Source organism: Halobacteriovorax sp. CON-3 (assembly GCF_043196995.1).
In the GTDB taxonomy this organism is placed as follows: Bacteria; Bdellovibrionota; Bacteriovoracia; order Bacteriovoracales; family Bacteriovoracaceae; genus Halobacteriovorax_A.
In genome coordinates this window covers 902329-927260 of sequence record NZ_JBEBNA010000001.1, presented here as the reverse complement: position 1 = coordinate 927260, position 24932 = coordinate 902329, and the positions used below count along the sequence as shown (strand labels likewise).

Annotated in this window: 24 protein-coding genes; 18 read left to right on the top strand and 6 right to left on the bottom strand. The window is 37.7% G+C overall.

Translation table 11 applies throughout. The annotated features are described in order from the left end of the window. Positions 1-22 precede the first annotated feature (22 nt). The 5 genes from ABMA72_RS04225 (at position 23) to ABMA72_RS04205 (ending at position 6377) form a co-directional block, all read left to right on the top strand. Positions 23-493: a hypothetical protein gene (locus ABMA72_RS04225; RefSeq protein WP_392856394.1), complete on the top strand. Its 471-nt coding sequence runs from the start codon at positions 23-25 to the stop codon at positions 491-493. A gap of 133 nt (positions 494-626) precedes the next feature. After that, positions 627-2039, top strand: coding sequence for a hypothetical protein (locus ABMA72_RS04220; protein ID WP_393056176.1), 1413 nt, complete (start codon positions 627-629; stop codon positions 2037-2039). 48 nt (positions 2040-2087) lie between these two features. Beyond that, a complete protein-coding gene (locus ABMA72_RS04215; protein WP_392856390.1) occupies positions 2088-4925 on the top strand; it encodes a hypothetical protein in 2838 nt (945 codons plus the stop codon). Beyond that, on the top strand, positions 4925-5389 hold the full coding sequence (locus tag ABMA72_RS04210) for a hypothetical protein (protein ID WP_392856387.1): 465 nt from the start codon (positions 4925-4927) through the stop codon (positions 5387-5389). The genes ABMA72_RS04215 and ABMA72_RS04210 overlap by 1 nt, the downstream gene beginning before the upstream one ends. 1 nt (position 5390) lies before the next feature. After that, positions 5391-6377, top strand: a complete 987-nt coding sequence (locus ABMA72_RS04205; RefSeq protein ID WP_392856386.1) for a hypothetical protein — start codon at positions 5391-5393, stop codon at positions 6375-6377. Here ABMA72_RS04205 and ABMA72_RS04200 read toward each other — a convergent pair. Both ABMA72_RS04200 and ABMA72_RS04195 read right to left on the bottom strand, forming a co-directional pair. After that, on the bottom strand, positions 6374-6625 hold the full coding sequence (locus tag ABMA72_RS04200; RefSeq protein WP_392856384.1) for a BolA/IbaG family iron-sulfur metabolism protein: 252 nt from the start codon (positions 6623-6625) through the stop codon (positions 6374-6376). The genes ABMA72_RS04205 and ABMA72_RS04200 overlap by 4 nt on opposite strands. A 30-nt stretch (positions 6626-6655) precedes the next feature. Continuing rightward, positions 6656-7051, bottom strand: a complete 396-nt coding sequence (locus ABMA72_RS04195; protein ID WP_392856382.1) for a hypothetical protein — start codon at positions 7049-7051, stop codon at positions 6656-6658. 131 nt (positions 7052-7182) lie between these two features. On the opposite strand from ABMA72_RS04195, the gene ABMA72_RS04190 reads away from it, so the two are divergent. Beyond that, complete coding sequence (locus ABMA72_RS04190; RefSeq protein ID WP_392856380.1) at positions 7183-10092, top strand: helicase C-terminal domain-containing protein; 2910 nt, start codon at positions 7183-7185, stop codon at positions 10090-10092. Here the strand turns inward: ABMA72_RS04190 and ABMA72_RS04185 are convergent. From ABMA72_RS04185 to ABMA72_RS04170, 4 genes are read right to left on the bottom strand one after another with little or no spacing between them, the layout of a single operon-like run. Next, entirely contained in the window at positions 10089-10886 is a 798-nt protein-coding gene (locus ABMA72_RS04185; protein ID WP_392856378.1) for a hypothetical protein, read from the bottom strand. The genes ABMA72_RS04190 and ABMA72_RS04185 overlap by 4 nt on opposite strands. After that, positions 10886-11380: a hypothetical protein gene (locus ABMA72_RS04180; protein ID WP_392856375.1), complete on the bottom strand. Its 495-nt coding sequence runs from the start codon at positions 11378-11380 to the stop codon at positions 10886-10888. The genes ABMA72_RS04185 and ABMA72_RS04180 overlap by 1 nt, the downstream gene beginning before the upstream one ends. Before the next feature lie 26 nt (positions 11381-11406). Further along, positions 11407-12570, bottom strand: coding sequence for a DUF4056 domain-containing protein (locus tag ABMA72_RS04175; RefSeq protein ID WP_393056174.1), 1164 nt, complete (start codon positions 12568-12570; stop codon positions 11407-11409). 29 nt (positions 12571-12599) lie between these two features. Further along, positions 12600-13340 (bottom strand): hypothetical protein, encoded by a 741-nt coding sequence (locus ABMA72_RS04170; protein WP_392856370.1) that lies wholly within the window; start codon positions 13338-13340, stop codon positions 12600-12602. 46 nt (positions 13341-13386) lie between these two features. Here ABMA72_RS04170 and ABMA72_RS04165 point away from each other — a divergent pair, with 46 nt between their 5' ends. From ABMA72_RS04165 to ABMA72_RS04110, 12 genes are all read left to right on the top strand, one after another. Then, entirely contained in the window at positions 13387-13890 is a 504-nt protein-coding gene (locus ABMA72_RS04165; protein ID WP_392856367.1) for a potassium channel family protein, read from the top strand. After that, positions 13887-14240, top strand: coding sequence for a SirB2 family protein (locus ABMA72_RS04160; RefSeq protein WP_392856366.1), 354 nt, complete (start codon positions 13887-13889; stop codon positions 14238-14240). The genes ABMA72_RS04165 and ABMA72_RS04160 overlap by 4 nt, the downstream gene beginning before the upstream one ends. A 20-nt stretch (positions 14241-14260) precedes the next feature. Further along, positions 14261-15571 (top strand): MATE family efflux transporter, encoded by a 1311-nt coding sequence (locus ABMA72_RS04155; protein WP_392856363.1) that lies wholly within the window; start codon positions 14261-14263, stop codon positions 15569-15571. Beyond that, entirely contained in the window at positions 15568-16230 is a 663-nt protein-coding gene (locus ABMA72_RS04150) for a class I SAM-dependent methyltransferase (protein WP_392856361.1), read from the top strand. Before ABMA72_RS04155 ends, ABMA72_RS04150 begins: the two co-directional genes overlap by 4 nt. A gap of 12 nt (positions 16231-16242) precedes the next feature. Further along, positions 16243-16713, top strand: a complete 471-nt coding sequence (locus tag ABMA72_RS04145) for a YchJ family protein (RefSeq protein WP_392856359.1) — start codon at positions 16243-16245, stop codon at positions 16711-16713. A 159-nt stretch (positions 16714-16872) separates the two neighbouring features. Next, on the top strand, positions 16873-18216 hold the full coding sequence (locus tag ABMA72_RS04140; RefSeq protein ID WP_392856356.1) for a Na(+)-translocating NADH-quinone reductase subunit A: 1344 nt from the start codon (positions 16873-16875) through the stop codon (positions 18214-18216). Then, the gene (locus tag ABMA72_RS04135) at positions 18216-19421 is read left to right on the top strand and encodes an NADH:ubiquinone reductase (Na(+)-transporting) subunit B (RefSeq protein ID WP_392858007.1); all 1206 of its coding nucleotides are present in this window, start codon (positions 18216-18218) and stop codon (positions 19419-19421) included. The genes ABMA72_RS04140 and ABMA72_RS04135 overlap by 1 nt, the downstream gene beginning before the upstream one ends. A gap of 10 nt (positions 19422-19431) precedes the next feature. Then, positions 19432-20205, top strand: a complete 774-nt coding sequence (locus ABMA72_RS04130) for a Na(+)-translocating NADH-quinone reductase subunit C (RefSeq protein ID WP_392856354.1) — start codon at positions 19432-19434, stop codon at positions 20203-20205. Continuing rightward, positions 20205-20822, top strand: coding sequence for an NADH:ubiquinone reductase (Na(+)-transporting) subunit D (locus tag ABMA72_RS04125; RefSeq protein WP_392856353.1), 618 nt, complete (start codon positions 20205-20207; stop codon positions 20820-20822). The genes ABMA72_RS04130 and ABMA72_RS04125 overlap by 1 nt, the downstream gene beginning before the upstream one ends. Before the next feature lie 13 nt (positions 20823-20835). After that, the gene (gene nqrE / locus ABMA72_RS04120) at positions 20836-21447 is read left to right on the top strand and encodes an NADH:ubiquinone reductase (Na(+)-transporting) subunit E (protein WP_021267064.1); all 612 of its coding nucleotides are present in this window, start codon (positions 20836-20838) and stop codon (positions 21445-21447) included. Between the two features lie 28 nt (positions 21448-21475). After that, positions 21476-22702 carry an NADH:ubiquinone reductase (Na(+)-transporting) subunit F gene (nqrF, locus tag ABMA72_RS04115; protein ID WP_392856352.1) on the top strand — a complete coding sequence of 409 codons (1227 nt, stop codon included), beginning with the start codon at positions 21476-21478 and terminating at the stop codon, positions 22700-22702. 661 nt (positions 22703-23363) lie between these two features. Continuing rightward, complete coding sequence (locus ABMA72_RS04110; protein WP_392856350.1) at positions 23364-24704, top strand: sensor histidine kinase; 1341 nt, start codon at positions 23364-23366, stop codon at positions 24702-24704. Positions 24705-24932: the final 228 nt, after the last annotated feature.

The following is a 24932-nucleotide window of genomic DNA, read 5'->3' as shown; positions in this document are numbered from 1 at the left end:
AACATTGTGGGAGACGCTTAATATGGCCAAAAATCGCCGTCGCTTAAAACAAATATGGATTAATCCTAGTTTTCAAACTCACTTCCTAGTGAAGTTTGGTATTCTTAATTTGATCACTTGTGGCTTCTTTATCGCCACGACCTTTTCTTTCTTAGTTCGATTACAATCCATGGCCGAAGAGAATGGATTTTTTCAAAGTGAAGTATTTCAAAATTTTTGGGATATTCAAATTCAAGTTATTAGCTTTTCTCTGCTTGTCGTTGTTCTACTAACATTCTTTCTATTTCTTTATCTTGGGCTGACTATGTCGCATAAGATCGCAGGCCCGCTATATCGCTTAAATCAACATTTAAAATCGTTGTCTTCATCAGACAAGATCCCGGTTTTAGAAAAAGTTAGCTTTAGAAAAGGTGACTACTTTAAGGAACTAGAGGACTCATTTAATGAACTTGTAGATCGTGAAAATGACGTCAATAAAGGGAAGTACCAATAATTATCGTCACCTTATTTCGGTAAATTAGAGTTGAGTAATGTCTATCATGTTGAAATTAGTCGTGACACGATTATTGAAAATATGTCGTGATAAACTAAGTGAAATTTTTTTATTTTAATTAAGTGAGGGGTAAATGAAATACTTAGTAATCTTGTTGTTAACGAAGGTAGTCTTAGCACAGGGGATTTCTGTTATACCTAATAATTCTCCTGTAGGCGTAAAGCTTAATCAGGTCGGAAATATTGTTAAGAGAAATAGTTGCGATCAATTTCGTTCTACACATTTAAATATTACACTTACTCCAACTTGCTACGGTGCTAACTTAAGACACGCAAAGAGCACGATTGATCCACATGGTGGCGACATCAAAATGAATGTAAAGCTAACAAATGGAGGAGAGCACTTTGAGAGTAACACATTTTTCTCTCCTGAAGTCACATGGCCAAACACATATGGACAGTCATGTGCATGGGATATGGACACGAATAAAATTCGTTGTTTAATTACTAATGGCAATTCGTCTGCAAACGTAACTTATAATTGTAGTTATTCTAAGCAAAAGTTCTTCTTAGATGATTTCCTTGATTGCAAGCGATCTGGTGACCCTCTGTCTCAATCTGATTTGAATAAAGAGGTAAAGTGTAAGTTCTTTTATAATTGGAAAGGAACAGGCTATGCTGCGAAAAAATCTTATACGAAGAAAGCCGGAATTGCTAACTGTGGTATTCGCGGAAAGAATACAATGGAAGTTAGTACTGAAATTGTAAGTGGTGCAGATGATAATACTGAGAGTGAGATTGGCGAAGGTGAAATCAATGTTTTAATTCCAAACCTAACAATTAAAAAGAGGGTTGGTGTACGTGAAATGAGTACCGGCCGTGTTTTCTTCAATGGTAGTTCAAGTGATGTTAATGTAGAGTTCTTTCAAAAAGATGAAGCTAAAGATCAATGGGTTAAATTAGATTATAAAGGCAGTATCGGTTTAAATGACTTTGAAGACTGTTTAAGTGTTAAGGCCGCATTCCTTGGACGTAACCAATTTTGTGGTTCTTACTATTCTCCACTAATGTTAATTTTTAATTCTCAACTTCCACAGTTTTTAGGAAGAAGTTCTTTTCCTTTAATAAATGACGTTCCAGTTATTCATTGGGTTGAACCTAACTCAAAAGCTTACTTTCTTGCTCTTGATAGAAATGATGATGGAAAGATTGATAGTGCGCTTGAATTATTTGGGAATCAAAACGAATCAGGTAATGGTTTTGAAGCGCTAGCGAAGTATGATTCTAACGGTGATGGTCTAATTAATAATAAAGACGATATTTATGGCCGATTAATTCTATGGAACGATATCAACGGTAACGGAGTTAGTGAGAAGAAGGAGCTTTATTCTTTGGCCAGCAAAGAAGTTTCTGAAATTAATCTAAATTATAAACATGGAAATATTCCTTTTGAAGGACGAGCTGAGGCACGTGAGATGTCATCGTTTACTATGAAGGATGGAAAGACTGGTCAAGTATATGACATTTGGTTTTCTCCTGCGCGCTAGTTAATGAAAATAGAAAGGTAATAAGTTATTTAAGTAAAATGGACTTTTATGAGAATATTTAGAAATCAAAATGGTGGAGCAGCAATTGCTTTTATCCTATTCGCTTCGGTTGGTGCTGCATTTTTGGCCACTAATTTAAATACTCTTCTAGATATCGTATCAAAGAAGAAGAAAGAAGGGCGTTTAAATGCCGAGATGGACACCTTTACAAGAGGGGTTATCGCATACACATCATATGCTCTGAAAGAGAGATGGTGTATGGATAATAGTTGGGCAAGAAGTGATGATTGTACAGGAGATATGGATAAGGTAATTAGTAATAAGTTTAACCTTGAAAGACTTCTGTGGTCTAGTGCTTCTGTTACCGCAATTAAAAAAGCTTATTATAATGAGTACAATAGAGAAATTAATTTTGAACCTTCACTTGAAAAGATAGAAGCCAAGATTTCGATCTCATCACTTGAATCTCTGGGACAGAGTCATCCTTTAAATCTTTCACTTACTAATACATTAAGAAATTGCATGAAGGATATTCTTATCCGATTAAAAAAAGCTGAGAATAGTTCTTTATATTCTAGTGGTGATGACCGATTTATCGAAATATACGTCGAAGGAATAATGAAAAGTGATAAGAGCTGTTCAAATTATAAGAGTTCTCCTTATGGGAAAAGTTTAGTCGGCTTATTCCCTCGAACACTTAATCAATTTGCCGTTATTAAAGGAGGAGATTTTGATCTCTCGAAAATTAATGGTTCCAAATCTTCACGTGGTTTAAATATTCATGCACCTGTCTACGTCGATAATAATTTAATTGTTCCTAAAAGTGGATATTCACCAGTTGCATTATATTCTAATGTTTACGTTGGGCGAGGTGGCGTTAAGTTTCCTGGAAAAGATTTTTCACCAAAATCATTTGGGGGCAATGATGATCAATTATATTCGACATATAAACACGTTAAAAGTTTGAAGCGTGGGGTTGTTCTTGAAGGTGAAGTCGATGAAGGAATTGCAGCCTTATTTGGAAATGAATACTATGTGGATACAAGCTTAGCTAAGAAATGTGATATTTGGCGTAAGCTTGAGGATAATATGGCGGAAACAAGGGATTCGAGGCTCTTTGGCCGTAAAAATAGTGGAGGATTTAGCATTGGTCTTTCTAAAACGGAATTGGCCATATCAAATGAATTCAGAGAATACGCTTATCCAAGTGAATTTGTAAGTGAAGAAGCAGGCTATATTCAACTTCTATCTAACCCAACTAATACAGTCTCTTATATTAATAAGGGGAATTCAAAGAAACCTATTATGAAAATGGACATAAAGGTCTTGGATAATAATGAATCAGCGGAAGTCTTATTGGCCAGAGATTCAAGCATAAATATAAATTTGAATTCTGATATTAATTTTATTAAATCGAAAGAGGTTTTAGAAAAAGATAGTGTAGAAAGAAACGAGTTTGAAGATCTTTACAAAGAGAATGAATTTCAAAATGCATATGATCGACACGCTCAAAATTGTTCATCATTCAGCTCTAATTATCAAAGTGTTAGAGTTGGTGAGTGTTCCTTGGTGAATAGTTCATTTAATGATCATAAGGATAAGAGTTGCGCTCAAGCCTACGATAAAAGACCAAAAAGAAAAGAGTCTTGTGAAAAGAGAATTGATGGTATTAAGAAAAGCTATGATGATTATCAAGATTTAAAAAATGCATCACTTGTTGAAATTGAAAATAGTATTGCAAAGCAACCAAGTATCACTCTTGATCTATCTGCTGGAGTTACAAATATTACAAACTTTGCAATGGATGTGAAAAATCCTGAACAGTTAAAACTAGATGGTTATCGAAATATTCAGGATATTGAGTTAAGGTTTTGGGCCTTTGATTTTGCTGTAGAAAATAGTTCAAACCCTATTAGTGGACGACGCCATGCTGAGCCTCATAAGCCAGGACCAAATGATGCCTCTAATCCGAATGTGATAAAATTGAAAATTAATAGAGAGCTAGATGGAACTTTTTCAAGTGTTTCGTTGAAAAATAGTGAAGGCAAAGATCTTAACAGCTGGACATTATTAAAGAATGATTTTGGCCGAAACGAGCCTCCTCATAAACTAGAAGAAGGATCATTTGGGCGATATAGTAATGAAATTTATATACCTGAAGATGGCCTAACTCTTAGTGAAAGCGAGGAGCTAGAAGAGAAGTGTTCTGGTGTTCCTACAAACGATAATTTTCAATGGGATATCTCTTTTACAAAAAATACCCTCCATTCTTGGATGTATGACGTTGGAGGTAATGGGATTACGTTAACTGGCGAAATGGTTATGCAGGACCTCTATACATTTAATGAAAATAATATGTATCCAGGTAATGCTGGAGGTATCCCTAATCAGTCAATTACTAAAAAGTGTGTTATTCCGAGTAATGTCGATTTTATTTTCGGCTTTTATGCATGTGATGAATTAGTTATTGAGGGGCGAAGTAGTCGTCTTACTTTTGTTGGTACATTACTTGTTAATAAGTTTAATATTTCAAATACTGCCATCAATACTGGTATTGATTTTTATAATATCTGGCATCCAGTGGCCGTTGAAAAATTACGAAAAATGAATTGGTTAGCTCGTCGAGATAATGAAGGTAATATAAGTAAGTGTAAAGATGATGTTACTGTTTGGGATAAGAATTTAACTAATTCGCAAATGTATGACATGAAAACATGTTCTCCGATTCATTTTGTTTTAGAAGGCCCTAATAATTATAACTGGACTACAGTTGACCCGGAAATTGGTTTACCTGATGACGGTGGGATTGTGACTAAGTCTAAAATCCCAAATCGATATCGACGTTTTAACTTACAGACCTATTGGGTTGCAACAGGGAGTAAGTGATGTTTAGAAGAAATAAACTTTTATCTAATCAAAAAGGATTAACATTGGCAGAGATTGTTGTTGCTGCCGGGCTATTTGGTGTTACTGTCTATGCTTTTTTAGGAGGACAAAATGTTTTTCAATCAGCAAGTAAGAAGTCACGAAGTCAAATTATCCAATACAATATTGTGCATTCCTTATATCGAAAAGTCGCATCAAATAGTGCTATTTTTCAAGTTGACTTAGATAGTGAAAAATTTCTTTCAATGACAAGCTTAAAGGACTTAAATGAAAAACTTCCACTTGCTTGGAATGATAAATTAGTGACATCTACTGAGGATTGTTTAAGTTGTCCGGGGCGAATGGGGTATATCTTAGTTCCACATCCTGATTATCGAGGGCTTTATAAGTTAATTATTCGAGTTACGCACCGTAAATATATTAAAACTTTTAAAGATTTTGAATTTGTTATTTCTGGAGAATAAGTTGAAAAAGATTGCGATCTGGTCACATTTGAAGAATGAAATTGGTTTTACTTTGGCCGAGCTTGTTGTTGCGTCTGGACTTGCGGGAGTGATTCTTTTGGCAGCGACATCTTTCTTTAGTGATTATCAGAAAAAGAATAAAAATGTTAGTTCAGAAATTTTGGAAACAATCAACTTAACCCAATTTGAGCAATTCTTAGAAAAAGATATTTCTCTCGCTAAACTTTCCCTTGGATCACTAAATTTGAAAGATGATATTAGAGGGAATAATTTCTTTGATTACTTCTATGACGTCTCATGTGTACGTTCTTGTGAAAGAGAAATCAAACTAGAACTTCCTGGTGCAGAAGGTAAGTATTCGAAAGAGATGTACTTTCTTATTCAAGATCCTTTCTTTGATAAAGAGGTAATCTTAAACCCAAGTGAAGCTTATTCGACGGGGGGAGAGTTTAAGGGATTAAATTATAATAACAACCTCAATAATAAACTCTTACAAGAAAATGTTGATGATGAGGATCAAGATATTATTTGGAAACAAAATGCGCTGATTTATACATATGCTAATCTCTCTGTTCGAGAAAAGCCTTCGACGCCGGAAAAGAGTCCACCTGTAAGATATAATTATCTAGGATGGGTAAAGAATCAAAACTCAAAATATCTCACTACAGAAAATATAGAAGAGGATATCTTTATCAATTGGGATGTTCGTACAATGAATTATTATTCTACTGAAGATGATTTCTTAAGAAATATTCCTTTTATCTATGGATTATCAAATACTGTATATGTTGCGAGGGCCAGAATTATTCGATATAGGCTAGAAGCCTATAAGGAAAAGGGTGTTCTAATGGCAAAGCTCCTAAGGGCAGTCAAGCTACCTGATGGTAAGTACAAGGAATTTGTAATTGGCGATAAAATTAAAGAAATTTCCTTTGTAAGAAAGGATGTATCTCTACCATTTATTGATGTTAGGTATGATGTCTTTTAAATAAGGCCTTGTGCTTGTGCCTGTTCAACAGTTAGAGTTTTTAGCTGTACCGCATGTAAGTCTTCACTTAACTTCTGCTTTAAAATATCCATAACCATTCTGTGCTGAGCTAGAAGCATTTTGCCTTTAAATTCGTCACTAACGATTGTGATACCTAGGTGATCGCCGCCACCAGTTAGGTCGTAGATCATTACTTGTGAATCTTTGATATTTTCTTCGATGATTGTTTTTACTTGTTCAAATAACATAAATAACTCGCTTTCTGCTTTTGCTCTTTCTTATAGTACAACTTTAGAAGCTGCATAGAAGCTTGTGATAAAAGTTAAAATTCTAAACGCTAGAGTCGTGATACCCAGGTAACGGTGCTTCTTAATAAAGCTAGAATTACCTTTTAGAATCATACGGCCAGAGATAACCATTGCGATGTAAAGAAGTACGCTTGATACCGCAAAGAATAGGTGAATCTTAAGTGCTGTTTGTGACTGGAAAACTTCCATTGCTTTATCGATAGCACTGCGGCTTAATTCAATTTGTAGAATTAAGATAACATCCCAAATCATCGCAGCAGACATAATCTTTACGTGCTTTTGGCGTTTTTTGCTCTGGGTTACTCCATAAATCATTAAAGATAGGATCAGAAATGATTGAATTTGAAAAAATGTCGCAGAAGACATGGCGCACCCTTACGTAATAAAAATATTAATAATATGTAGCTTAGAATAAGACATAAAAAGGTGATTATCAATACGATTTAACAATGATAAATTAAATAAAGGCCTAGCGCCAATGGGAGCAGTAAACAAGCATGGATACGATGAATACAGAAAATAACACACTAGGCAAATGGGCACTTCTTGATATTGAAACAACGGGTGCAGATTGTAGTGTTGATGAAATAATAGATGTTGGTTTTCTTCAATTTGAAGGGACAAAACTCGTTCATAAATATGAATCTCTGTGTCGTCCAAGTTTTGAAATTTCCAAATTCATCCAGAAGTTAACTGGTATTGATAATAAGATGCTAAAGCGTGCTCCACTTCTTGATGATGTCATCGGAGAAGTTCTTGAGTTAGATGGCCATGACATTCTTGCTCATAATGCAGATTTTGAGGCCGGCTTCTTAGACCATCACTTTGAAACCCTCGACTTTAGAGAAAGGCATCGTTGGCAAGACTCGCTCTACTTCTTATCACTTCTTTTTCCACATATGTCTTCACTGAAGCTTGAAAACTTTATTGTTGGTTTTGGGCTAGCTGAAAAAGAATTGCACCGAGGGTTTCAAGATTCAGTTGACCTCTTAAAAGTTGTGATTGTTGCAGCTCTTATGACGAAGAAAGATGCTGGTAAGTATAACTTCATGATGTCTTTAATGCATAAATACTCACTTCAGGACTATTGGTTCTTTAGATTCCTATGTCTCTATGAAGAAGAATTATTTGAGATCTCTGAACAGATTGATTTCGATCCGGCAGCTCATATTGAGATGGCCTTAGAGTGGGCATATCCTAAAACACTTGAAGATAAGCAAGTGTATGAGCAAAATTTTGATATGACCTTCAATGGCCAGAATGTGAAGAATATCTTCAGTGACGAAGATAAAGTATCAACTCTATTTAATGGTTACCGCTACCGTAAGTCTCAAGAAGACTTGGCCCTAAAAGTTGGTCAGTCTTTCAAGAATCATATTCACGCCATGGTGCAAGCGCCAACTGGAACGGGGAAAACGCTTGGCTACTTAGTGCCAAGTGCTTTATTTGCCCTTAGTGAACAAAAGCAAGTTCTTGTGGCAACGGGAACTAAGACTCTTCAGGCCCAGGCCATGAATAAGGATGTTCCTGCTCTTCATAAGCTCTTAGGAGTCTCTCCTAAGGACTTAAAGATTCGACAACTTGTTGGTTCAAGCAATCACTTTTGTGAACTTCTTTTTACCCAAAGACAGAATGAAGAGGACCTATTTTCTCAAAGTAATGACTTAAAAGATAAATTTGCAGATATCTATTTTGAATCTCTTTTTTATCACAACTCAAATAGTGCGCTAGAGCATATGATCTCAAAAGATGATCTACCATTTGTTCTTCGTATGAAGCTTGAAAACTTTTCACAAGCTCAAAAAGATTTGGCCGTTGATTACCGTGCTTGCTCAAGTAAGCAGTGTCCATTCTATGCCAATTGTACTTATATTCGTGGACTTCGAGATGCTAAGGAAGCAGATATCATTATCGGAAATCATGCTCTGATGTTTTCTTGGACAAAGTCTTTTCCTAGGCCTGCTTACGTGGTGGTGGATGAGGCCCATAAAATTGAAGGCGAGGCGACTAAGGCATTCTCTGCAGAGGTGGCACAGAGTGATCTTGAAAGTCTTCACAAGCAATTTCAAAATCTACAAGGTTTAGGTTCTCTTTTCTACCTAATCAATACATTGATTGAAGAGAATCAAGAAGAAGAGATCTCATCTCTTCGAATGTTATCAATTGATACGGCCTCAATGCTTAGGGATCACTTATTTGAGCTTCCTGAGAAGTTTGAAATGATCTTTAAAAAGATGCCTCGCTATACTGACAAGTTTTGGAATGAGCTTCCAATGATTATGCCAACAGAAAAGGAAGCCCTTCGCCTAAGTGTCTTCCACCATCTGGAGAGTATTTTCTATCTTCTTAAATCAGTTTATGAAAGATTATATCCATATACGATTCGCTGGCAGGTGAGCGATATGCAAGGCCAAGGTGAAATTACGGCTTGGACTCGTTTTGAAGCATTTGTGGGGCAACTTGAGGATGTGATGAATGCTCTTGCGGTCTTATTAAAGATTGAAAGCTCTTCTCAGCCTCATTCTCTTTCAATGAAGTATCATGAGCAGCAAGGATTCCTACTAAGTGCAGGGCCAATCAATACTGGACGCATCTTACATGACCAACTACTACAAACTTCTTCATCGGTTGTTTACACTTCTGCAACGCTAGGAAATGAGCATGGGGATCAAGGAAGTCGCGGGATGGAGTGGTCGACAGGTTATCTTTATAGTGAACCTGAGAGGCGCTTTAGAACAGGGCTCTATCTACCTTCAGTATATGATTATAAGAACCGTACAAAAGTTTTCTTATGCGATGATACACCATCTCTTTATGATAAGGACTTTGTGAAAACAATTTGTGATCGCCTAACTCCTTTTATTGAAGATATCGATGGAAGAACTTTACTCTTATTCTCTGCTCGTGCTCGCTTTGAGAAGGCCGTGGAATATATGCTTGATAAATTTGAAGGCAAGCTTCCTGTTTTTGTTCAAGGTATGGGGGCCAATGTTGTTGAAGAATTTAAAGAGAGTGGAAACGGAATCCTAATTGGAATGGAGTCTTTTGGTGAGGGGATTGATGTTCCTGGTGATGCCTTAAGATTTGTCTTTATTGATAAAATTCCAGACCTTTCAATGGAGCAGGTTATTCGTCTTCGCCGTGAGTACTATGAAACAAATATTGGTAACGAATTTGAAGATTACTATCTTGCCCATAGAACAAGAAACCTACATCAAAAACTTGGAAGGCTGTTAAGAACTGAAACTGATGCAGGTGCGGTCGTTGTTATCGACTCACGTGTAAAAAAGTGGAAGAACTCGACAATGGCAAAGCTTACAAAACAGATGGAGCCATATCAAATTCACCGCACGAATTTTAAAGAAGCACTTGAAGCTTCTAAGGATTTTGTGAATACTTTGGATTAAAATCGGTAACCAAACTCGAGTAAGTACATATAACGATCACCGAAGCTTAATTCTGTGGTCAAACCAAATTCGCGATTTATTTCATAGTTAAGGCCCGCAAGTCCGTGCCATCCACTAGATGAAAGGCTTACGTTAAGAATTATATCTTGGCGTGAGCCGGTAATTTGAATATTGCTGTCTATATACATGGCCCCTGTAAAGATTTGAAGTTTCCCTGCATTGTATCCGCCTCGAAAAGCGATACTATAGAGATTTACATCTAATTCATCTTCAATGATAACGTCAGTTAAGTTGAAATTAGTCATGGCAAACCAGTTATTGTAGCCAGCAACTAAGACTCCTCCAAGATTTGCGACAGTACCTTTTGCTTTAAAAGGTATCTTATGTTGTTGGGCACCGACAATTGGGAGCTGGGTTTTAAATTCAAGTTGAACATTGGAGTGAATCTGACCTAGGCCAAGGTATAGATTAAAGAAAGGGAGTAGCCAAAAATCAGTTCGAATCATATTGATTTTTGTTTCAGTATCGACTTTCACATCACCAGTAACAGGAAGTGCTGCAAATAGGTCTTCACCATTTAAAGTTGCCTTATCAACACCAAATTTTTCATCATGTTCTATTCTAGAAACATTAACCCCATAAGGACGAGGTAGAGTGTAGCCTCGCTTCTTTGCTTCTTCTCCCCAAATTGGAAAGTAGCGAGGTTTTTCCTCACTAACTTTATTGACCGGCATTTCTTGGGCAAAAGTTGATAAGGGACTAAGAAGAATAAGTAGGTAGAATATGATCCTCATTAATTTGTCTTCCTTATATACTTTCTAATATCATCAAACTCTTTTGGAGCGACTGTCTTGGCATAGTCGATCTCTTCTTGGGTTAGGGGGATATAGCCTCTGTCATAACTCCATCCATAGCCCCAACGATAAGATGTTTGGTACTGAGGGCCACCGCCAATTCTAACCCCAAGGTACATGACTATGGACATCCAATCAGTGAACTCTTCTTTTACACATGCTTTCAACTGCTGGTCGGCATTAAAGCGCTGGGCCTCTGTGCCTCCGAGCCAATAATGTTGGTCGTGGACAAAGCAACACTTAAGCCATGCATCTGGCTTTGAAATCGTTCCGTCCGGCCACTTCGAACAACCATCTGACATAAAAGGTGAGAGTTGCTGTGAAAGATGGATTTCATTCTTCTTACTTATATCACTTCTACTAGCAGGAAGCTTCGCACAGGAAGTCGCGATTAAGAGTAAAGAAAGGTTAAATATAAAAATATAATTCTTCATATAGCTATCTTATACGTTTTTTGAAGTTAATTATTCTTAAGGTAGTTTTCGTCAAATTCTTTATCGTATTGAGCGATCTTTCTAAAATCTTTAATTGTGAGTTTCTTATTCCAAAGGTGTTTTGGAACGTGCTTAAATGTCTTTTCATATGATGAATCGATTTCAAATTGAATGACTGCAATCTCGTCTAAATTGTAACTCTTAAAAAAGCTTTTCATTTCAAGCACAACTGGATTTTTAAGAGGGGAGGCCGCAATCTCAAGAGGTGCCAGCTTCATTGATAGGCCGTAGTCTCTTTTTTTCAACATGAATTTCTCTGGCAATCTAATATCGATATCCCACCACACTTTGTTGGTTGTCATAAGAAGCCTTTGCGTCTCATCTTTATCGACTGGTTCTAACTCTTTTAACGACTCCTCAAGCCAGGAAGTCATATTCAAATTGTATTGTATACTGGAAAAGGTAAGGTGCTCGTTGATTAAAGCCGAAGCGATCTTGGCGCCAAGAATATTTGAATAGAGATCCTCTGGAGAATAAGCAGATGGTTCCTCTGAAAATATTGAGACATTTCTGTAGCCATGCCATTGAGCAAATTCATGAGAAATGGCCATTTCATATGCAAGCTTTGAAGCAAGTGCCGAAGTAAAATAAATCTTCTCTTTACCTTGTAATTTTCTAGTATCAAATGCTTTGAAAATAATTACTCGCTTACCAATTTCTTCGGGTAATTCAATTTTAAAGTCAGTACCTAATTTGGGATAAATCTTATAGAAAAGGGTTAATGTGATATCCGCTGTATCCCTGATGTGAGCAGTATCAATTAGGCCACCTCTTTTCGTATAAATAAGCCCATTAACTTCTGGATTTCTTTTGCCAATTGAGGCCATCTCTTCTTTTGAGAAATTATTAATATTGTATATATGTGTTCCAAGTGATTGGTAGTTGACAGTGTTTCGTTCTTTAAAAAAAGGGATTGGAATGGATAAAAGTTTGATTTTAAAATTTGTCCCAAAAGCACAGCATGGCCTAAAGTTTTGCGAGAACTCGACTTTATCTAATTGGTTAAGTTTTAAATCAAGACTTGAATTCTCTCCATAATCTTTTGATAAGACACTATTTATGGCGTTACTGTCGGGTTTGGTCGTTTCAACCCAGATATTTCCAGCACAAGAAGATATCAAAATTAACATAAATGTTGATATCCAAAGCCTTTTCATCGTTAAGTTCGATCGAGGTTGTTGAGATATTTAATCGAAATATTCGTCCCTTGCTTATCTTTTATAATATAGGGAATGGTTTGGTGTTGAGATAGCCAGATACTTAGGAACTCTGGATCCACTTTCATATCCTTACTGTCTTCAGAATCTGATTTTTCAAATAACTTGTACTGAACGGCCGTTACTGTTGCGCCTGCTATCTTGATTGACTCAGAAGTTTGCGCTGCTCTTTCAACAACGATATTATTATTGATAATAGGGCCTTCATACTTCCACTGATTATTTGAAGAAAAGAATGAGTAGTAGTTCTTTCCAACGGAATCAAATTTCTTTGACCAAAGAAAGAGCATACTGCAACAGCTTAGTGGAGTGGTGACATAGAATTTTGGAGAAGTCGTGATGGATTCTTGATTAACTTCACCATCGCATTCAAATTGATACTTGAGCTCACTCGTCGAATGATCAAATAAGAAAATTTCTTTAGAGATCTGTTCCCCAAGACTTTTAATGATTTGCACTTTGACTGGGGTGTATTCCTTATCAACAGTGTAGGCGACATTGATTTTTAAGAGCTCTCCGGTCATTACACGTGCCAGCATTTCTCCTTCAAAGTAGATTTGGTGGAGTTTTGGCCTGCGGTAGACTTCAAATGTTTCTTCAGCATAGAGATTATCCTTGCGGGAGTAGTTGTATGCACCGCGAAAGATCTTTTCTCCTTTATTGCTGTTTCCAAAATAGCTCATATTAAATATTATATAGTAAATTAAAATTTTGTAGAAGAGGTTAGTTTTGCGCTCCGGCTTTCGCGTATTTGTTGAACGCTTTATCTATTTATTCAAAACCGTTGCTTTTTGGTTTATTACAATCATCGGCAACCTCGGTGTTGTTATCTTCGCCTTCGTCTTCTTACACCTTGAAAAAGGGCACAATCCAAAAGTTATTGAGCTTGGAGATGCTATTTGGTGGGCCTTTACCACAATAACCACTGTTGGTTACGGAGATATTACTCCTGTAACACTATGGGGAAGGGTTATTGCAATTGTTCTAATGATCTTTGGAACGGGGCTATTTGCCACTTATACCGCAATTTTTGCTAATGTCATGCTTGGGCGCCAATTTCTTACGATCGGAAGACGTGTACAAGTCTTAAAAAGAAATGTAGAAGGGATGCAATCAAGTCTACATAGAGAAGATTTAATGCTAGAAAGAGAACTAGCTAAGTTAAATAAAACTTTAAATATATTAAATGATAGAATGACGAGTCTTGAAGAGAGAAATGGAGAAAAGAAATGAGTTATGAATTTTACAAAGTACTTCACGTGTTTATGGTTGTCCTTATGGTTGCTGCCTTTGCACCTCAATTTGTAAGTACTGAAGCGCAAAACAGAAAGCTATTTAAAATTACTTCTGGTATTGCAAGTTTCCTACTTTTCGTAGGTGGTATGGGGCTTCTTGCTCGTATCGGTGTTAGTCATGGTGCTGGTTGGCCTCTATGGGTTAAGGTTAAGGTTGGACTATGGGTTGCAGTTTCTGCGCTTGGGCCAATTCTTGCAAAACGCATGAAAGCAAATCGTCTTGCAGGTCTAGGTTTAATTCTTGCACTAATCTTCGTTGCAATCTTTTCTGCAGTAACTAAATACTAAGAAATTTTAAAGAAGAAATTTTGGACCGTAATTGGTTAACATATAAGGGCCTTTGGGCCCTTTCTATTCCTTCCATCCTCGCATCGATGCTCGAGCCACTAAGTTCAATCGTCGATACTGCTCTTGTTGGAAATTTTGATACGAATATGCTGGCCGCTATGGCCATCGGCGTTTCTATTATGTCATCCATCACTTGGATGTTTAATTTCTTAGTACATGCGCCTATTCAAGCGATCTCGCAAAAGCTTGCCAAGGGGGAGTATGAAAATGTTGTCTCACTTATTAAGGTAACATTTTTAATTGCTTTCTCCATTGGACTCTTGCTGGTTTTGATTTTTGTTCCAGCACGTCACTTTGTTTATGACTTCTTAAGCGTAACGAAAGAACTTTACTCTTTATGTGATGAGTATTTCTTAACGAGACTATATGGACATGTTTTTATTTTATTATTCATGTCGGCCTTATCTGTTCTTAGAGGAATGGCAAAGGTTAATATTGTCCTAGGTATTATTGGTGTGGCCACTTCGGTAAATATTATTTTGTCTTACCTGGGGCTCTATCAACTTAATATGGGGCTTTCAAGTGTTGCAGCCGCAACAATTATTGCTAATGCAATTGGCTTCTTTATTAGTCTCTACTACATACTTACACATGAAAAGGTTCGCCATCTTTTCTTATCGCAAAAAATTATTCTGGCCGATGCTTTTCATATGGGAAAAAGTTCGATCAATGTTTTCATGCGTTCGGCCTTCTTGACGCTAAGTTTTTTCTTGGCCACAAAAGTAGCAAGCTCCATTTCTTTAAAAGCTCTTGCGGCCCATCAAATTATATTAAATCTTTGGCTATTTGCTTCCTTCTTTACAGATGGCGTGGCCACGTCTGGCAATATTATTGGTGGAACACTCTTTAAAAATGAAGGCCATGATCAGTTAAAAGATATCTTCCATAAACTTCTTGTTATGGGGGGAGCTATCGGGATTATCTTTTGTTTGATCTTCACCTTTGCTAACGGTCCTCTGATCTCACTTTTTACTTATGATGAAAGCATTCATGAAACGATAAAGGGGATTATTTACTTCCTTGCTATTGCCCAGATTCCGGTGTCGATTGCCTATGTCTACGATGGCCTTGTCTTTGGTATCAATCGTTTCGATTTCTTAGGACGCCATATGGTGATCGCCTTCTTTACATGCTTTCTTCCTCTGGCCTACTTAAGCTATTTGAATCAATCCTTCTTGCTCCTTTGGGGGGCAATTTTCTCGGTGGGTATCTACCGATTTATTTCGAATGCATACTTAATCGGAAAGACATTAAAGGTTAAATCAACATGAAAGAAAAAGGATCACAAGGTTTCTCAAAAGACTATTGGGACGTCAATTACGAGGAAGCTGATCAAATGGATGGAATAGGTAATGTGGAACAACACGTTGGCTATATTAAAAATTTATTTGGTTTAGAGTATATTGATATCAGCTCAATCATTGACTTAGGTTTTGGCCTTGGTCACTTATTTGAGGCACTTTTAGAGGAATTTAAGCCCTATAAGGCCCATGGTATTGAGCCAAGTGAGCACGCTTACAAAATTGTTAAAGATCGCGAAATCAATAAGATCGAATCAACGAAATTTAAGTTAGAAAAAACAGATATTGTTAGTTGGTGTCGAAAGAATGAAAACACTAAGAAGTCATTTGATCTTGGTGTTTGCACAAGCGTTTTTCAATACCTCACAGATGAAGAGCTAGAGTACTGTTTGCCAATTCTAGCTTCCAAATTAAAGTATTTTTATCTAACAGTTCCAACAGATAAAGAGTTGGATCGTCAGATTGAAGATCTTGAGTTTAAAGACGAATATGCCATTCGCAGAAGTCGTACAAAATACCAGAAAATGCTAAGAGAGCATTTTACATTTATTTCTAGTCGACTACTAGAAAGCAAGGTATATTTTGATGAAACAAACACAAATTTTACCGACTTATTATATCGATATTAAATGGAGTTTATTATGAGTAATTCTGGTCTTGATACAAAGACATGTGAAGCAATTGTTAAGGGTGAGGCCAAGGCCCAAACTGCAGCTCAACTTATGAGTGCACGTTACTTTGCTTATACAATCGGCAATATTGATTTCATCGTTGATTCAACACACCCAGATCATAGAGAGGATATGGATGTAAATGAAATCAAGGCGTGGTCATCGCAATCTGAGTGGAAGGGTCTTGAGATCGTTGACACTGCAGAGGGGACAGAGAGGGACGACTGGGGAATGGTTGAGTTTAAGGCAACTTTTGGCCTAGGCGGACAAGACCATGTGCATTATGAACGTTCTGAATTTGTTAAAGTTGATGGAGACTGGTTCTTTGTTGACGGTGAGCCAATCGTAGCGCAGGTAAAGAGAGATGGCGCCAAGGTTGGACGCAATGACCCATGTACTTGCGGCTCAGGTAAGAAATTCAAGAAATGTTGTGGTCGATAATTGTCGACTAAACAGCCTTTGTTTTAACGCGTTATGGTCTCTTAATCGAGTACGTGATTAGTTAAAATTAGGGTTACAACTTTATGTATTTCTGTTAAAAAACTAATAATTTCATAAATATTTTATTGTTAACAAACCAAGATAACGGGATTTGTCGCTATGATTCACATTAAGAGAGGATTGGATCTTCCTATCAGTGGGAAGCCATCACAAAAAATTGAGGTAGGACCTCAAGTGACTAAAGTCGCGCTTACTGGGCCAGACTATGTTGGAATGAAGCCAACTATGCTTGTTCAAGTAGGTGACGAAGTTAAAAAAGGTCAGGCGTTATTTTCTTGTAAGAAAGTTGAGGGTGTTCTTTATACAGCACCTATCAGCGGAAAGGTTATTGAAATTAACCGTGGTGCAAGAAGAGCGTTTGAAACTTTAGTAATTGAAGTTTCAGGTAACGAGCAAGTTACATTTGAAAACTACAAAGGGACGGGAGTAAAAGATTTAGCAAAAGAAGATGTTCAAGCACTTCTAGTTGAATCAGGTCTATGGCCTACTTTCAGGACAAGGCCATTTTCTAAAGCACCAGCTTTAGCTTCTGAGCCACATTCGATTTTCGTAACAGCAATGGATACAAATCCACTTGCAGCTGATCCAGCAGTAGTAATTGCTGAAGCAAGCGAAGATTTCGTAAACGGTGTTGAGGTAATCTCAAAGCTGACTGACGGAAGAACTTTCGTTTGTAAGGCAGCTGGTGCAAATATTCCAACGCCTTCAACGACTAAAGTTGAAACAAAAGAATTCGCAGGTGTTCACCCAGCAGGAAACGCAGGAACTCACATTCACTTTATTGATCCTGTAAGTGCAAATAAGACTGTATGGTCAATCAACTACCAAGACGTAATTGCTATTGGTAAATTATTTGCAACTGGTGAACTATCAACAGAAAGAATTATCTCAATTGCAGGTCCAGCATCTGTAAACCCAACACTTGTTAAAACTGTCCCAGGTGCTCACTTAGGTGAAGTTACTTCTGGTAAAGTTGGACAAGGTGAGGTGAGAGTTGTTTCTGGTTCTGTTTTCAGTGGACGTGCAATGGTTGGAACTTTTTCTTACCTAGGACGTTTCCATAACCAAATTTCTCTACTTACTGAAGGACGTGAAAGAGAGTTCTTAGGATGGCACAAGCCAGGTCTTAATAAATTCTCTGTTAAGCGTACTTTCCTACACTGGTTAAAGCCAGGGCAGATTTTTGATTTCACAACTGCTACTCACGGTTCTGATAGAGCTATGGTTCCAGTTGGGTCATACGAAAAAGTAATGCCTCTTGATATGCTACCAACTCAACTTTTAAGAGCACTTGTAACGAAAGATGATGACTATGCAATCGAACTAGGTTGTCTAGAGCTAGATGAAGAAGATTTAGCGCTTTGTACTTTCGTAAGTCCTGGTAAAGTTGATTTCGGTCCAGCTCTAAGAGAAAGTTTAACTACTATTGAGAAAGAAGGATAATTACAATGTTGCGCAAACTTCTAGATTCTCAACATGATAATTTCGCCAAAGGCGGGAAGTTCGAAAAGTTTTATGCTGTTTATGAAATGATCGATACTTTCCTTTATACTCCAGGTGGAGTAGCGAGAGGTTCAGTTCATGTTAGAGATGCACTTGACTTAAAAAGATTAATGATCACAGTTGCTATTGCTCTTATTCCAGCAATGTTTATGGCAATGTACAATACTGGTTTTCAGGCCAACTCTGCTTTAGCAGCAGCTGGTATGACTCCTGAAGGTTGGCGTGCTGATATCATCTTAGCACTTGGTGCAGGCTTCTCTCCAGATAGCCTTGTAGCAAACCTTCTACACGGGTTCCTTTATTTCTTCCCAATCTTTCTAGTAACACAAATTGCTGGTGGTTTCTGGGAAGCTCTTTTCGCGATCGTACGTGGTCACGAAATTAATGAAGGTTTCCTTGTTACTGGGATGCTTTTCCCACTAACTCTTCCTCCGACAATTCCTCTATGGCAAGTAGCTGTAGGGATCTCTTTCGGTGTTCTTATTGGTAAAGAGGTTTTCGGTGGTACAGGGAAAAACTTCCTTAACCCTGCTCTTACTGCTCGTGCTTTCCTTTTCTTTGCTTACCCTGCACAAATTTCAGGGGATGCAGTTTGGACAGCAGTAGACGGTTTCACTGGTGCAACAGCTCTTTCTCAAGCGGCACTTGGTGGTGTTGGAGCAATCACGACTTCAATGCAAGATGCATTCTTAGGATTTATGCCAGGTTCAATGGGGGAGACTTCAGCTCTTGCTTGTTTAATCGGAGCAGCGGTTCTAATCATCTCAGGTATCGGTTCTTGGAGAATTATGCTTTCAATGGTTCTTGGAGCAGTTGTTACTTCTGGAATCTTAAATGCTATCGGTTCTGATACAAATATGATGTTCTCAGTAACTCCACTTTGGCACTTAGTTATTGGTGGTTTTGCTTTCGGTACAGTGTTTATGGCAACTGATCCAGTATCAGCTTCTATGACACACAAAGGACACTGGTTCTATGGTGCTTTAATCGGTTTCATGGTTATCCTTGTTCGTGTTATTAACCCAGCTTTCCCAGAAGGTACTATGCTTGCAATCCTTTTCGGAAACTGTTTTGCACCTTTAATTGACTACTTTGTAATTCAAGGAAATATCAAGAAACGTGCAAATGGATACAAAACGGTTTAAGGGGGCAGTGATGAGTAATGATAGTACTGCAAAAACTCTGATCGTAGCAACAATCCTATGTGTTGTTTGTTCAGTTGTCGTATCTTGGTCAGCGGTTTCACTGAAGCCACTTCAAGATGAGAATAAAGTTTTAGATGTTAAGAAAAATCTTCTGATGACTGCTGGTCTTGTAAAAGCTACAGCTCAAAAGAAAGAAATCTTAGAAGCATATAAGCAAATCGAAGAAAAACTAGTTGATCTTAAAACTGGTGACTATGTTACTGATATTGATGTGACAAAATTCGATGCTGTAAAAGCTGCTAAAGATTCAAAAATGAACTATGCAATTCCTGCGTCTGAAGACAAAGGGAAGATCAAGTTCCGTGCAAAGTATTCTAAAGTTTACTTTGTTAAAGCTGGTGAAGAAATCAAGTCTGTTGTTTTCCCAATCCACGGTAAAGGTCTTTGGTCAACAATGTATGGTTTCTTAGTTCTTGAGACAGATCTTAATACTGTTAAAGGTATTGGTTTCTATTCTCACGGAGAAACTCCAGGTCTAGGTGGTGAAATTGATAACCCACACTGGAGATCGGTATGGCCAGGGAAGAAAATCTTTGGTGATGCAGGTAAACCACAAATTCAAGTAATTAAAGGCGAAGCTAGCAAAGCAAGCAGCTTTGATATTGATGGACTTTCAGGTGCAACTCTTACTGCAAATGGTGTAACAGGAACTGTTCGCTATTGGATGGGTGACGATGCATTTGGACCTTTCATTGATAAATTCACACAAGGTGGGGGTGAATAATGAACTTTAAAGAAACAGTAGTTTCTCCATTATTTGAAAATAACCCAATTGCACTTCAAATCCTTGGTATTTGTTCTGCTCTAGCGGTTACAACAAAAATGGAATCGGTAGCAGTTATGTGTCTTGCCGTAACTGTTGTATGTGCATTTTCTAACTTATTCGTTTCTTTAATTAGAAACCACGTTCCAAGTGCAATTCGTATCATCGTTATGATGACAATTATTGCTTCACTTGTAATCGTGACAGATCAAGTTTTAAAAGCTTACGTTTATGACGTTGCAAAATCGATGTCAGTTTATATTGGTCTAATCATTACAAACTGTATCGTTATGGGACGTGCTGAAGCATATGCGATGAAGAACCCTCCAATCATGTCATTCTTTGATGGTATTGGTAACGGAATCGGTTATTCACTTGTACTAGTATTTGTTGGATTTTTCAGAGAGCTTCTTGGATCAGGAAAACTTTTTGGAATGTCTATTTTAGCAACAACTGGAGAAGGTGGTTGGTACCAAACTAATGGTATGGCACTTCTTGCACCATCTGCATTCTTCTTAATTGGTTTTTTCATCTGGGGACTACGTACTTGGAAGAAAGATCAAGTAGAAGAAATGTAAGGGTAGGTGAAATATGTTAGAACATTATTTAAGTTTATTTATTAAAGCAGTATTCATTGAGAACTTGGCCTTAGCATTCTTCCTAGGTATGTGTACATTCCTAGCGGTTTCAAAAAAGGTTAAGACTTCTCTAGGTCTTGGTGTTGCGGTTGTTGTTGTACAAACAATTACAATCCCTATCAACAACCTACTTTATAACTACTTACTAAAAGAGAACGCTCTTGTGTGGGCAGGTATTCCAGGTACAGATCTTTCATTCCTAGGTCTAATTTGTTACATCGGTGTTATCGCGGCGATGGTACAAATCCTAGAGATGTTCCTAGATAAGTATATGCCAGCTCTTTATAACGCTCTTGGGATTTTCCTTCCTCTAATCACTGTAAACTGTGCCATCATGGGTGGTTCACTATTTATGGTTGAAAGAGATTATACTTTTGGAGAGTCTGTTGTTTTCGGTCTAGGTTCTGGTTTTGGTTGGGCCCTAGCGATCGCAGCTCTTGCAGGTATTAGAGAAAAAATGAAGTACAGTGATGTACCAGATGGTCTAAAAGGTCTTGGTATTACTTTTATCACTGTAGGTCTAATGGCACTTGGTTTCCTAAGTTTTTCAGGAATCCAACTTTAGTAACGGTAAGTAATAAAAAGGAAATATTATGAATGCAATTATTCTTGGTGTTTTAATGTTTACCGTTGTGGTTCTAGCACTAGTTTTAGTAATTCTTTTTGCTAAATCAAAGCTAGTATCAAGTGGTGACGTTAAGCTAACAATTAACGGTGAGAAAGTAGTTCACATCCCAGCTGGTGGAAAGCTACTAAATGCTCTTGCTGATCAAAAATTATTCGTATCTTCTGCCTGTGGTGGTGGGGGAACATGTGGTCAGTGTCTAGTTCACGTACACTCTGGTGGCGGTGAAATCCTAGAAACTGAAATGTCACATATCTCAAAGAAAGAAGCTCGTGAAGGCTTGAGACTTGCATGTCAGGTTGGTATTAAAACTGATATGGAAGTTGAAGTTGAAGAGTCTGTCTTTGGTGTAAAGAAATGGGAATGTACGGTTAGATCTAACCACAACGTTGCTACTTTCATTAAAGAATTTGTTCTTGAGCTACCTGAAGGTGAGTCAGTTCCATTTAGAGCTGGTGGTTATATTCAAATTGAAAGACCTGCAGGACTTTCAATCGATTATAAGGACTTCGATATTGAAGAAGAGTATAGAGGAGACTGGGATCATTTCAATCTTTGGCAATACAACTCTACAGTAAACGAAGAAACAATCAGAGCTTACTCAATGGCAAACTACCCTGAAGAGAAGGGAATCATTATGCTTAACGTGCGTATTGCTTCTCCTCCTCCAAGAGCTCCAAAAGGAACTCCTCCAGGGAAAATGTCTTCTTATATCTTTAGCTGTAAGCCAGGTGATAAAGTTACGATCTCTGGTCCATTCGGTGAATTCTTTGCACGTGAAACAGATAAAGAAATGGTATTTGTTGGTGGTGGAGCTGGTATGGCGCCAATGCGTTCACACATCTTCGACCAACTTAAGAGACTTCACTCTAAACGTAAGATGACTTTCTGGTACGGTGCTCGTTCAGTTAGAGAAATGTTCTATGTTGAAGACTTCGACGGACTACAGTCTGAAAATGATAACTTCACATGGCACGTTGCACTTTCAGATGCACTACCGGAAGATAATTGGACAGGTTACACTGGGTTCATTCACCAAGTACTTCACGATGAGTATCTTGCTAAGCACCCAGCTCCAGAAGATTGTGAGTACTACCTATGTGGTCCTCCTATCATGAACAAGTGTGTTATCGATATGCTTCTTGACCTAGGGGTTGAGAGAGACGATATCATGCTCGACGATTTTGGGGGTTAACTGCGGCATCTTCGCAAAGCGAAGATATGACGCAGTTAGGGCGCCCATCGCCTGAAATGAAATTAAACTTCAACAAGCCAGCTTTTAAGCTGGCTTTGTTGTCTCAAGCGCAAAGGGACCAGCTCCTTCTGTGTCTTAAACCGAAAGCCGCGCCTGCGGCTAGCTTTCTTGAATCACATCCATCTCTGCTTCAAAACTGCCCTTTGGGGCACTTTTACCGCAGGATGTTCTGAGGTTTATCCCGGTTGATTGCCTCAATCTTTGGCTTTTATGTCCAGGATGGACGGTATGTCCGCGGAGGCAGGAGCCGAGAGCGGACTGTTGTCTCAAGCGCAAAGGGAAGCATCTGCAAAATTGGCCGCCCAAAGGCGGGCTATTGTTTGCGGTGCTAGCTCCCCATCTCTTCAGCTAGAAAATTGGAGCGAGAGCGAGGGGCAATTCCCGAGCGGTTCGTCTCAGGAGTAATGGGAAGGTCTTCGTAATAAAATCCAAATCTTCTTAAACCGAAAGCCGCGCCTGCGGCTAGCTTTCTTGAATCAGTCTACTTTGGCTCCTGCGACTATTGAAGAAAGACAACCAGTCTCATATGAAGAAAATTTAAGTTAAGCTAAGTTATCCTTTCTTCAATTGTTCATGTATTCCACTATGTTAGTTTTGATGTATGGATAATATGACAACCCTTTATATCGTACTCTTATCATTTCTACTTCTGTGTGTTGTCAGTACTTATGTTGTTGCAATGGTGGATAAAGAAAGTGACTACCAGCAATTTAAGATAGCGTTAATACTTAATTTCTTCCTCTATGCTACACGTTTTTATTTTGTTCAATGGGGGGAACTCGACGTCATATTCTTTGGCCTAAAATTCATTCCACTTTATTTGATATGTAATTTCTTTCTAAATAATCGCTTAAATCAGTATCGAGTTGAGTTGATGAGTCTTTTTGTTTTGAGTGGAATTGCTGGTCTTTCATTGTATTTAGCTGGGTTTAATTTTGAATATTATTCTTTTGCCGTGGCCGTCGGAAGTTTCACTCCTGGCATCTATGCATTGGCCTACTTTGGTAAGCGAATAAAGTATGTTGTAAATTTCTTCTATTTTACTATTTTTGCAATCGCAGCAATGGTCACATTTTCTTATCCATTTACTTTTACAATTAAAGGCTCTGGGATTTGGGGTTGGAGTGCGGGTGTGATCACTTATATTGCAATTATGTTAGGGCTTCTTGTTAAGGTCTTAGAGAAGAAGGTTGATGGGGATTACAAGTTACAAGAAGAGCTCAAACTAATTAATGCAATTTATAAGGCCGTTATTCATGATACTTCAAATGACTTAAATTTTTTGTCATTGAGTCTTTCAAGGGCGTTAAAAGATGAGAACTTGACCTATGTTAAGTTGGCCTATGATCGACTAAGTGAGCTCATTAAATTTAAAGCAGAGATTCGTAAGCAATTTAATAAGGAAAACCTTTCATATGATGTGGAGCTTACGACTATACTGAAGTCTGTTGTCTCTCACTACCAAGACGACTTTAACAAGAAGCGAGTTCAATTGGTTGTCACTTATCCTCATCAAAGAATCGAGGCATCGCTACCAATTAGTAAGGAGAGTTTAGTTAACTCGATACTAGGTAATCTTGTTTCTAATGCCTTGAAGTTCTCTGAGCCACGTTCAAAAGTCTATCTCTCAATGATTCACGATAAAACTCATGTGTACTTTAGTGTTATTGATTCAGGTGGCGGTATCCCTGACGATATTATTTCATCAGTAACGAATTTCTCAAAGGTGAGGTCGAGTAGTGGTACTAGTAACGAATTGGGGAGTGGAATGGGCCTTAGCATACTCTGCTACATCATCAAACGAATTGACGGTGAAATTAACTTCATGAGCATGAAAAGTGGGACTAAGGTAATCGTTAAAATTCCTTTCTCAACTCAACTATCTGAATCGTTGAATAACAAACGTGATAGTCGCGGTAATAACGTCATATCACACATATAAAGAATCTTATCTTTTTCTTACAAAACTAGTCTTATGAAGGTTTATTAGGTCTAATTATGGATATGAAATCGATACTTATATTATTACTCTCAACTTACGTCTTGGCTTCTTCGCCTGTGACAATATCCGAATTTTCAAATTCATTAGAAGATGAGTTAGGTCTAAAATTATCGCGTTTGGATGATGTGGTACAAAAAGTTAGAGTTAGGAAGCCTAATGTCTTTGAAA

Bases quoted from the DNA above. Each gene is read 5' to 3' on its own strand.
- nqrF (WP_392856352.1), top strand. From the start codon at position 21,476: ATGAATGCAATTATTCTTGGTGTTTTAATGTTTACCGTTGTGGTTCTA.
- ABMA72_RS04145 (WP_392856359.1), top strand. From the start codon at position 16,243: ATGAGTAATTCTGGTCTTGATACAAAGACATGTGAAGCAATTGTTAAG.
- ABMA72_RS04220 (WP_393056176.1), top strand. From the start codon at position 627: ATGAAATACTTAGTAATCTTGTTGTTAACGAAGGTAGTCTTAGCACAG.
- ABMA72_RS04210 (WP_392856387.1), top strand. From the start codon at position 4,925: ATGTTTAGAAGAAATAAACTTTTATCTAATCAAAAAGGATTAACATTG.
- ABMA72_RS04140 (WP_392856356.1), top strand. From the start codon at position 16,873: ATGATTCACATTAAGAGAGGATTGGATCTTCCTATCAGTGGGAAGCCA.
- ABMA72_RS04180 (WP_392856375.1), bottom strand. From the start codon at position 11,380: ATGAAGAATTATATTTTTATATTTAACCTTTCTTTACTCTTAATCGCG.
- ABMA72_RS04110 (WP_392856350.1), top strand. From the start codon at position 23,364: ATGGATAATATGACAACCCTTTATATCGTACTCTTATCATTTCTACTT.
- ABMA72_RS04175 (WP_393056174.1), bottom strand. From the start codon at position 12,570: ATGTTAATTTTGATATCTTCTTGTGCTGGAAATATCTGGGTTGAAACG.
- ABMA72_RS04215 (WP_392856390.1), top strand. From the start codon at position 2,088: ATGAGAATATTTAGAAATCAAAATGGTGGAGCAGCAATTGCTTTTATC.
- ABMA72_RS04195 (WP_392856382.1), bottom strand. From the start codon at position 7,051: ATGTCTTCTGCGACATTTTTTCAAATTCAATCATTTCTGATCCTATCT.
- ABMA72_RS04190 (WP_392856380.1), top strand. From the start codon at position 7,183: ATGGATACGATGAATACAGAAAATAACACACTAGGCAAATGGGCACTT.
- ABMA72_RS04185 (WP_392856378.1), bottom strand. From the start codon at position 10,886: ATGAGGATCATATTCTACCTACTTATTCTTCTTAGTCCCTTATCAACT.
- ABMA72_RS04170 (WP_392856370.1), bottom strand. From the start codon at position 13,340: ATGAGCTATTTTGGAAACAGCAATAAAGGAGAAAAGATCTTTCGCGGT.
- ABMA72_RS04225 (WP_392856394.1), top strand. From the start codon at position 23: ATGGCCAAAAATCGCCGTCGCTTAAAACAAATATGGATTAATCCTAGT.
- nqrE (WP_021267064.1), top strand. From the start codon at position 20,836: ATGTTAGAACATTATTTAAGTTTATTTATTAAAGCAGTATTCATTGAG.
- ABMA72_RS04150 (WP_392856361.1), top strand. From the start codon at position 15,568: ATGAAAGAAAAAGGATCACAAGGTTTCTCAAAAGACTATTGGGACGTC.
- ABMA72_RS04160 (WP_392856366.1), top strand. From the start codon at position 13,887: ATGAGTTATGAATTTTACAAAGTACTTCACGTGTTTATGGTTGTCCTT.
- ABMA72_RS04200 (WP_392856384.1), bottom strand. From the start codon at position 6,625: ATGTTATTTGAACAAGTAAAAACAATCATCGAAGAAAATATCAAAGAT.
- ABMA72_RS04130 (WP_392856354.1), top strand. From the start codon at position 19,432: ATGAGTAATGATAGTACTGCAAAAACTCTGATCGTAGCAACAATCCTA.
- ABMA72_RS04125 (WP_392856353.1), top strand. From the start codon at position 20,205: ATGAACTTTAAAGAAACAGTAGTTTCTCCATTATTTGAAAATAACCCA.